The 8,708-nt window shown below is 74.9% G+C and carries 8 protein-coding genes and 1 riboswitch; of the genes, 5 read left to right on the forward strand and 3 right to left on the reverse strand.

The genetic code is table 11. The annotated features are described in order from the left end of the window. Positions 1–41: 41 nt before the first annotated feature. Entirely contained in the window at positions 42–479 is a 438-nt protein-coding gene (locus FOE67_RS09300) for a DUF350 domain-containing protein (protein ID WP_182662427.1), read from the forward strand. A 91-nt stretch (positions 480–570) separates the two neighbouring features. Beyond that, positions 571–2,250, forward strand: coding sequence for a polyamine aminopropyltransferase (locus tag FOE67_RS09305; RefSeq protein WP_182662429.1), 1,680 nt, complete (start codon positions 571–573; stop codon positions 2,248–2,250). A gap of 106 nt (positions 2,251–2,356) precedes the next feature. On the opposite strand, the gene FOE67_RS09310 is transcribed toward FOE67_RS09305, so the two are convergent. Beyond that, positions 2,357–2,758 carry a VOC family protein gene (locus FOE67_RS09310; protein ID WP_182662431.1) on the reverse strand — a complete coding sequence of 134 codons (402 nt, stop codon included), beginning with the start codon at positions 2,756–2,758 and terminating at the stop codon, positions 2,357–2,359. A gap of 746 nt (positions 2,759–3,504) precedes the next feature. Then, entirely contained in the window at positions 3,505–4,302 is a 798-nt protein-coding gene (locus tag FOE67_RS09315; RefSeq protein ID WP_182662433.1) for a hypothetical protein, read from the reverse strand. A 279-nt stretch (positions 4,303–4,581) separates the two neighbouring features. On the opposite strand from FOE67_RS09315, the gene FOE67_RS09320 reads away from it, so the two are divergent. Further along, positions 4,582–5,508: a carbohydrate kinase family protein gene (locus tag FOE67_RS09320; RefSeq protein WP_323384560.1), complete on the forward strand. Its 927-nt coding sequence runs from the start codon at positions 4,582–4,584 to the stop codon at positions 5,506–5,508. 298 nt (positions 5,509–5,806) lie between these two features. Here the strand turns inward: FOE67_RS09320 and FOE67_RS09325 are convergent, their stop codons facing one another. After that, positions 5,807–6,040, reverse strand: a complete 234-nt coding sequence (locus FOE67_RS09325) for a dodecin (RefSeq protein ID WP_182662435.1) — start codon at positions 6,038–6,040, stop codon at positions 5,807–5,809. 116 nt (positions 6,041–6,156) lie between these two features. Next, positions 6,157–6,255, forward strand: a riboswitch (ZMP/ZTP riboswitch). 24 nt (positions 6,256–6,279) lie between these two features. Between FOE67_RS09325 and FOE67_RS09330 the strand changes: the two genes are divergently transcribed. Continuing rightward, positions 6,280–7,830, forward strand: a complete 1,551-nt coding sequence (locus FOE67_RS09330; protein WP_182662437.1) for a glycine hydroxymethyltransferase — start codon at positions 6,280–6,282, stop codon at positions 7,828–7,830. Between the two features lie 70 nt (positions 7,831–7,900). Beyond that, on the forward strand, positions 7,901–8,677 hold the full coding sequence (locus FOE67_RS09335) for an endonuclease V (protein ID WP_182662439.1): 777 nt from the start codon (positions 7,901–7,903) through the stop codon (positions 8,675–8,677). Positions 8,678–8,708 lie beyond the last annotated feature (31 nt).

An 8,708-nucleotide genomic window follows, 5' to 3' on the forward strand; every position in this document is an offset into this window, starting at 1 on the left:
AGCGACAGCCACCCCCGTCACACCCCCGAAAGAGGAATCCCGTGGCAGACATCCTCGAGTCCGCCGGCGTCGTCCTGGCCTACGGCGTGGCCGGCTTCGCCGTCATGGCGCTCGGCTACCTCGCCCTGGACCTGGTCACCCCCCGCCGCCTGACCTCGCTGATCTGGACCGAGCGCAATGTCGGCGCCGCCATCGTCATGAGCGGCCAGATGATCGGCGTCGGCCTCGTGGTCGCCGCCGCCATCAACGCCAGCGAGTTCCAACGCGGCCTGGGGGTCGGTCTGGTCAGCACCCTGATCTACGGCCTCGCCGGGGTGATCGTGATGACGCTGGTCTTCGCCCTGGTCGGTATCCTCACCCCGGGCCGGATGGGCGCGACCGTCCTGGAGGACCGCGACGGTCGCCCGCATCCCGCCGCCTGGGTCCAGGGCGCCATGTACATCGCCACCGCGGTGATGCTCACCGCGGCCCTGTCCTGACCGGCCCGGCCCGGCCGGGCGGCGGACCGGCACCGCACCGGTCGGTCCGCCGCCGGAACCCCCCGCCCCACCACCCAGCGGAGCACGCGGCATGAGCACCACCTCCGAGACCCCCGCGCCCGTCACCGCGGCCCCGGCCGGGGCGCCGGTGGACCCGGCGCCGGCCGACACCCCCTCGCCGCCCCCGCCCGGTGACACCGACGGCGCCGGTGGGGCCACCGGCATGCCGCGCGCCCGCGGCGCACGATTCCTGCTGCTGCTCTCGGTCTTCGTCTGCGCGGCCTGTGGCCTGGTCTACGAACTGGCGCTGGTCGCCCTGGGCGGCTACCTGATCGGCAACACCGTCCTGCAGACCTCCATCGTGCTGTCGGTGATGGTCTTCGCCATGGGCGTCGGCTCGCTGGCCGCCAAACCCCTCCAGCGCCGGGCGATCGAGGCGTTCGCGATCGTGGAGGGGGTGCTGGCCCTGGTCGGCGGCCTGTCGGTGCTCCTGCTGTACGCGGCCTTCGCCTGGTTGAACATCTACACCGTCGCCGTGGTCGTCATCGCCTTCGTCATCGGCGTCCTCATCGGCGCGGAGATCCCCCTGCTGATGACCATGTTGCAGTGGATCCGCCGGCAGGACGCCGGACGGGCGGTCGCCGACATGTTCGCCGTCGACTACATCGGCGCCCTGATCGGCGGCCTCAGCTTCCCGCTCCTGCTGCTGCCGTTGTTCGGGCAGATCAAGGGCGCGCTGGTCGTCGGCGGCGTCAACGCCGTCGCCGGCATCGCCGTGGTGCTGTGGATCTTCCGTGCCCGGGTCCGGCCGCTGGTCCGGGCCGCACTGGTCACCGGCATGGTGGGCGTGCTGGTGGTGCTCGCCGGGGCCTTCGCACTCGCCGACCGCTTCGAGGTCACCGCCCGCCAGCAGCTGTACCGCGACCCCATCGCGCACGCCGAGCGCACCGACTACCAGGAGATCGTCGTCACCCGTGCCCCCGGCCTGCTGGGCGTGGAGGACCTGCGGCTCTTCCTCAACGGCGACCTGCAGTTCTCCTCGGTGGACGAGTACCGCTACCACGAGGCACTGGTGCACCCGGCGCTCGCCGGTGAACGCTCCTCCGTGCTGATCATCGGCGGAGGCGATGCCCTGGCCCTGCGCGAGGTGTTGCGTTACCCGGACGTGGAGTCGGTGACCCTGGTGGACCTCGACCCCGCCATGACCGACCTGGCCCGCGACTGGGACCCCCTGGTCGAACTCAACGGCGACGCCCTGGCCGACGAACGGGTCACGGTCGTCAACGACGACGCCTTCAGCTGGCTGAGGGAGGCCCGCGGGCCGTACGACGTGGTGATCACCGACCTGCCCGATCCGCAGGACATCGCCACCGCCAAGCTCTACTCGGTGGAGTTCTACACCCTCATCGGCCGCGTCCTGGACCCCGACGGCCGGCTCGTCGTCCAGTCCGGCTCCCCCTACTTCGCCCCGCGCACCTTCTGGTCCATCGAGGCGGGCGTCCGGGAGGCCGGGTTCGGCACCACGCCCTACCAGGTGGACGTGCCCAGCTTCGGCAACTGGGGCTACGTGCTGGCCGCCCCCGGTGACCGTGCCCCGGAACCGGAACTGGCGCCCCCGGCCGAACGACCCGGCCTGCGCTTCCTCGACGAGGCGGTCCTGGAGGCCGCCACCGTCTTCCCCGTCGACCGCCGCGACCCCGGCGTGCGCGCCAGCACCCTCATGCACCCGGTGGTGCTGGAGTACCGCAACCGCGAGTGGCGACAGAACTGACCCCGGCGCCCGGCCCGCGGCGTTCACGGCCGACGGCACCCCGCACCTCCCCGTGCGGCGTGCGCCGGGATGACCCCCCTTTCGGGCCCCGGCGCGGGGAGGGGCGTCACCCCCGGGAGGCGTCCCGGTGCTCGGCGAGGAGATGGACGATGCCCGCCGGGTTCCCGATCCAGTGGGCCCGGGTGTCCGGGTCGTCGAAGGGTTCCACCTCGTCGCAGGTGGCCGTGCCCGCCCGGGCCAGGTGGGTGGTGGCGGCCGACAGATCGTCCGTGCGCACCTCCAGCCACACCTCCGCCCGCTCCCGGGAATCGTCCACCCGATCCAGCCACAGGGTGATCGGACCGAACTCCACGGAGTGCGTCCGGGTGACGGCGGGCGAACCGGTGGACGAGTGCTCGGCGACCGGTAGACCGAGGGTCTCCCGGTAGAACGCCACGGTGGCCTCGTATCGGGCTTCCGGAATCTTCATCGCGAGGTTGACCCCGCCGTGGAACGTCGGAGTGTCCATGCGGGAAGGGTAGGCCCCGGTACCGACATCCCCGGGCACCCCGGCCGGGGTGCCCCGCTCGGCCGGCGGATGAAGGCGTGAGCGGCGGCACGGGCATCACGGCATGCGTTCGGCCGACGGGATCCGGGACGGGGGAGCGATGGGGGTCGGAAAGAAGGCGATGGCGGGATGGTGGGGTGGGTCGATCCCGCCGGCCGGATGCCTCGCCGGTGGATGGTGGGCGGTTCACGGCGGGGTGTACGGATGCGGCCCGACCGATCACCGTGCGGCGGAGCTCCTCGCGGCCGAACCGGTGCTCTCCCGGGCGCGCCCGGGCGCCCGCCCGCAGGGGCCCGCCGTGGCGTACCGCGACGATGCCGACGTCGTCCCCCGGGTGTCCGCGAATACGGGGGAGGTCCTGCGCCCGGGGAGGTTCCGTCCTTCCACGAGCGGACGGCCACCGAGGCCGGATGGGAGGCGTTCCCCGCGGGGCGCGGCACCCGGAAGGTGACGGAGGGGTGGCGGGAGGGGAAGGCCCTCGAACTCTGTTTCTCCCGGGGAGGGGACGGGCTCCGGAAGGTGTACCCGACCATCCATGTCCTCCCGGAGGGGAACGACCGCGGCTCCCGGGCACCGATCGTCACACGCGATCACCCCTACGCCGTGGACTGCGAGGCGTGACCGTCTCCCCGACGTGTTCCTCCCCGGCTGCCGGACCCCCGTGGGACCGGCAGCCCGGCCCCGGCACGCCGATCGGGTGGTGGGGCTCAGTCCTTGTGCATCTTGCGGAAGTGGTGCAGGGAGGCCTGGGCCCAGGCGATGCGCGGGTCGATCAGGTTCGGGTTCCAGCGGTAGCCGCAGCGCAGGTACCGGAAATCCAGGGCGTTGCCCACCAGGGGCGGGGCCCACCGGGCGCGCCAGGTGGTGCGCTTGGGCGCGCCCCACACCAGCATCTCGCTCACCCCGCCCATGGTCACCGCCGCCACCAGCAGCGAACCGGCGAAGAACAGCAGCCACAACGGGAAGGTCAGCGCGAAACCGATCCACCCGATCCAGGTGCCCCGGTGCCCGGTCAGCGGCGGCCGGCCGTCGGGGAAGACGATCCGCCAGTACGCCCGGCGACCGATCCGCGAGGGCCGGCGCACGATCCGGCACAGCTCCCGCCCCTCCCGGTCCTCGACCCGGAAGTGCAGCGGCTCGGGTGTTCCCGGCTCCTCCGGCAACACCGTGCACAGCCGCTCGCCGTCCGGGCCGTCCAGCAGCAGGATCGGGTGCGGCATCCCCGCCCGGCGGGCGGTGCGTTCCTCCACGTCGGCAACGGTCACCCCGCCGCCGTGCACCCCGGCGTCGGCGGTGTCCGCGTCGCCGCGCAGACCGACCTGCGCGGCACGGCGGGGCGAACCGCCCGGGGACACCTCCGCGTCGGGGGCGACCAGGCGCACCCGGGCCGGTGGTTCGTCGGCGGTTCCCCGGTCGTCGGGCAGGATCAGGAACTGCTCCCCGTCCGCCCACTCCCCGGTCCGCATGCCGGTGGTGCCGGTGATGTCCACGGTGAAGCCGGGCACCGTGCTCCCTTCCCTCGGGTCCTCGGTGGTGATCGACGGTCGGCGGCGGGCGGACGGTTCCGGCCCGACGGATCCCACGGACCGATACCCGGGCACGATTCTGCCGAACCGGGCGGAGGTGACAAGGGCGTTGCCCCGACGTTCGGGGCCGCGCCCGCGCGGAGCGGGGCGAGCGGGAGGGGCGTGATCTTGCCGCCGCCCCCGGCGCGGGAGACGATGTGCCACGTCGGGCGCCGGTTGTGAGCCGTCGGCGCCCCGGTACCGGAGAGGAGCCGTATCGTGCGCCGTGCCGCCCGCGTCACCGTGGTGGGGGAGTCCCTGGTCGATCTGTTGTGGCGCAAGGGGGAGGATCAGCCGAGGGCGGTGGCGGGCGGCAGTCCCGCCAACGTCGCGGTCGGTCTGCGCCGGCTGGGCCGCGAGGTCACCCTCGTCACCACCCGGGGCGACGACCCGCCCGGTGAGCTGGTGCGCGCCCGGGTGGAGGAGGCGGGGCTGGACGTGCGGTGGATGCCGTCCTCCGGCAGCACCACCGTGGCCCTCGCCCACCTGGACGACGCCGGCGCGGCCCGCTACGAGTTCCTCGCCTCCTGGGCGCCGGACGAACTGACCGTCCCCGCCGACACCGCCGTGATCCACACCGGCTCCCTGGCCGCGGTGCTGGAGCCGGGCGCCCGGCGGGTGCTGGAGCTGTGCGCCCGGCAGCGCGAGGCCGGGGTGAGCGTGGCGGCCGACCTCAACGTGCGGCCGGCCGCCCAGCCGGACCGCGAGCGGTACCGCGTCGCCGCGCGACGGCTGGCCTCCGCCACCGACGTGCTGAAGGCGAGCGACGAGGACCTGGGGTGGCTGTACCCGGGGCAGTCCCCGGAGCGGTCGGCCCGTCGACTGCTGGCCGAGGGGCCGCGGCTGGTGGTCGTCACCCTCGGCGCGGCCGGCGCGCTGGGGGTCGCGCCGTCGGGGACGGTGCGGGTGACGGCCCCCCCGGTCGAGGTCGTGGACACCGTCGGCGCCGGGGACGCCTTCCAGGCGGCGTTGTTGGACGCCGTGGCCCGCGACGGTGTGCCGTCGGGGACGGCGGAGCTGACGAGGGTGCTGGAGCGCTGTGCCCGGGCCGGCGCGCTGACCTGCACCCGGGCGGGCTCCCAGCCGCCGACCCTCGAGGAGTTGGACGGGCCGGGGGCCGGCGGGGCGGGCGCGGACGCCGGTTGAGCCGCCGGGGCGGACGGACGAGGGCCGGGGACCGACCATCGGTCGCCGTCCCGCCGAAACGGGACGTGCCGACCCGCCCCCGGTGTCCCGGGGCGCTTCGTTCGCCACCGTGCGGGGACGGCCCGCGGGGCCCGGGGTCGGCCCCGGGCGCGTGAGCGCGCGGTGTCCTCCCGCCCGGTCCCGGGAGGGACCGGCACGGCACCACCGCGGCGCCGTGCCGGGGCGAGCCGGTCGGACCCGGCCACCCGACGGCCGTCCGTGGCGCCGACCCGACCCGACCCGCGTCGGCCGGAGCCGGTCAGGCGCCGCCGGTGCGCTCCTCCTCGTCCTCCAGGCGGAACCCCACCTTCAGACCCACCTGGAAGTGGGCAGGTCGGCCGTCCTCGATGTACCCGCGGATCTGCGTCACCTCGAACCAGTCCAGGTTCCGCAGGGTGCGGGCGGCCCGGCCGATGCCGTTGCGAATGGCCGCGTCCAGCCCCTCGGGCGAGGTGCCGACGATCTCGGTGACCCGGTACGTGTGATCGGACACGCTTCCTCCTGGTGCGGCGTCGGTGCCGCGGATCGGCTGCCGGTCGCCCCGACCGGGCGGCCGGGGCGGTCCCTCCACGGTGCCCCGGGCGGGGCGGTCCCGCGAGTGCTACGCTCGGCACGGGCCGTGACTGGCGTGTGCGGATGGAACGAACCATCGGGAAGCGGCCCCCGTCCCCGGACGGCCACACCGTGCCGCGCGCCTGGGCCGCTCCGACGACACCTTCGGAAGGCCCCCGCATGAACGGCAACGAGAACCCCGATCCCGCCACCGACCCGGGCGTCCCCGCTCCCTTCGTCTCGCCCGAGCCCTTCGAGGCGGCCCACACGCACCACGAGGCCCCCGACCACAACGTCACCGGCACCCCCGAGTCGGTGGCCCTGCTCAACGCCCTGCGGGTGATCCGGGGTGTGGAGCCGCGCATCGCGGACGCCATCGGCGCCGAGCTGACCGACCAGCGCGAGTCGCTGAAGCTGATCGCCAGCGAGAACTACGCCTCGCCCGCCGTGCTGCTCGCCATGGGGAACTGGCTGAGCGACAAGTACGCCGAGGGCACCGTGGGGCACCGTTTCTACGCGGGCTGCCGCAACGTCGACACCGTCGAGTCGATCGCGGCTGAGCACGCCCGCGAACTGTTCGGTGCCTCCCACGCCTACGTGCAGCCGCACTCCGGCATCGACGCCAACCTCGTGGCCTTCTGGGCGGTGCTCGCGCAGCGGATCGAGGCGCCCGCGCTCGCCGACGCCGGCGCGCGGCACGTCAACGACCTGTCCGAGGAGGACTGGGCGCGGCTGCGCCGGGCCCTGGGCGACCAGCGGATGCTCGGCATGTCGCTGGACGCCGGCGGTCACCTCACCCACGGCTTCCGTCCCAACATCTCCGGCAAGATGTTCGAGCAGCGCAGCTACGGCACGGACCCGGAGACGGGCCTGCTGGACTACGCGGCGGTGCGCGCGGCGGCCCGCGAGTTCCGGCCGCTCATCCTCGTCGCCGGTTACTCCGCCTACCCCCGCCTGGTGGACTTCGCGGCCATGCGGGAGATCGCCGACGAGGTCGGTGCGACCCTGATGGTGGACATGGCGCACTTCGCCGGTCTGGTCGCGGGCAAGGTCCTCACCGGGAACTTCGACCCGGTGCCGCACGCCCACATCGTGACCACCACGACCCACAAGTCGCTGCGCGGTCCGCGCGGTGGCATGGTGCTGTGCGACGAGTCGCTGGCCGAGCACGTGGACCGGGGGTGCCCGATGGTGCTGGGCGGTCCGCTGCCGCAGGTCATGGCCGCCAAGGCGGTGGCGCTGGCCGAGGCCCGCCGACCCGACTTCCGGGACTACGCCGCCCGGGTGGTGGACAACGCCCGGGCGCTGGCGGAGGGGCTGTTGCGGCGCGGCGCCCGCCCGGTGACCGGCGGCACCGACAACCACCTGCTGCTGGTGGACGTCTCCGGCTACGGCCTGACCGGCCGTCAGGCGGAGTCCGCGCTGCTGGACGCCGGCATCGTCACCAACCGCAACGCGATCCCCCGCGACCCCAACGGCGCCTGGTACACCTCCGGTATCCGGCTGGGCACCCCGGCGCTGACCACCCGGGGCCTGGACACCGACGGGATGGAGGAGATCGCCGATCTGATCCACACCGTCCTGGCGCACACCACGCCCACCACCACGGCCTCGGGCGCGGCCTCCCGGGCGCGGTACCGGATCGCCGACGGTGTGGCGGAGAGGGTCGCGGCCCGGGCCGCCGACCTGTTGGAGAAGCACCCGTTGTACCCGCGCGTGGACCTGGGCTGAGCCGGTGACGCGCACCCCCGGGGCCGTGCCGTCCCGTCCGATCCCCGGCGCGCCGGGACCGGCCCCGGGGGTGCCCGCGCACACCACGCCCGCCGACGCGGCGGAGGCGGTGGAACGCCAACTCGCCCTGCGGCGCTTCCTGTTGCCCGACGAGCCCGGCCCGCCGCCCGGTGCGCCGGGCACGGTGACGGGTGTGGACGTGGCGTACGCGGAGCCCGGCGCGGACGGCGCGCCCGGTCTCGTCGCGGCGGCGGCCGTCGTCCTGGACGCGGCGGACCTCACCGAGGTGGACCGTGCGGTGGCGGTGGGGGCGGCCCCCTTCCCGTACGTGCCCGGTCTGCTCGCCTATCGTGAGCTGCCCGCCGTCCTGGAGGCGTTGGCCGCCCTGGACGTTCCGCCGGGGCTGGTGGTCTGCGACGGCTACGGGGTGGCCCACCCGCGCCGCTTCGGCCTCACCTGCCACCTCGGCGTGCTCACCGGGCTGCGCACCATCGGCGTGGCCAAGACCCCCTTCCGGATGGCCGACACCCCCGTCGGGCCCCCGCAGGGGCCGCCCGGTCCGGAGCGGGGGGACCACGCGCCGCTGTACGCCCCCGCGCCGGGGTCCCCGGGGGACGCGGACGCGACGCCGGAGGTGGTCGGCTCGGCGCTGCGCACCCGGCGGGGCGTCAAGCCGGTGTACGTCTCCGCCGGACACCGCGTCGGCCTCGCGGCGGCCCGGGCCCACACCTTCCACCTGACCCGGGGGTTCCGCCTCCCGGAGACCACCCGCCGGGCCGACCGCGCCTGTCGCGACGCCCTCGCCCGGGCACGGGCGGAGCTCCCGACTCCCCGGCGCGGGGGTTGAGGCGCCCTCGGTGCCGGGGCCCGGGCGGGGT

Source organism: Streptomyces calidiresistens, from assembly GCF_014141525.1.
In the GTDB taxonomy this organism is placed as follows: domain Bacteria; phylum Actinomycetota; class Actinomycetes; order Streptomycetales; family Streptomycetaceae; genus Streptomyces; species Streptomyces calidiresistens.

Coding starts and splice junctions, on each gene's coding strand:
- FOE67_RS09305 (WP_182662429.1), top strand. CDS start 571: ATGAGCACCACCTCCGAGACCCCCGCGCCCGTCACCGCGGCCCCGGCC.
- FOE67_RS09310 (WP_182662431.1), bottom strand. CDS start 2,758: ATGGACACTCCGACGTTCCACGGCGGGGTCAACCTCGCGATGAAGATT.
- FOE67_RS09330 (WP_182662437.1), top strand. CDS start 6,280: ATGAACGGCAACGAGAACCCCGATCCCGCCACCGACCCGGGCGTCCCC.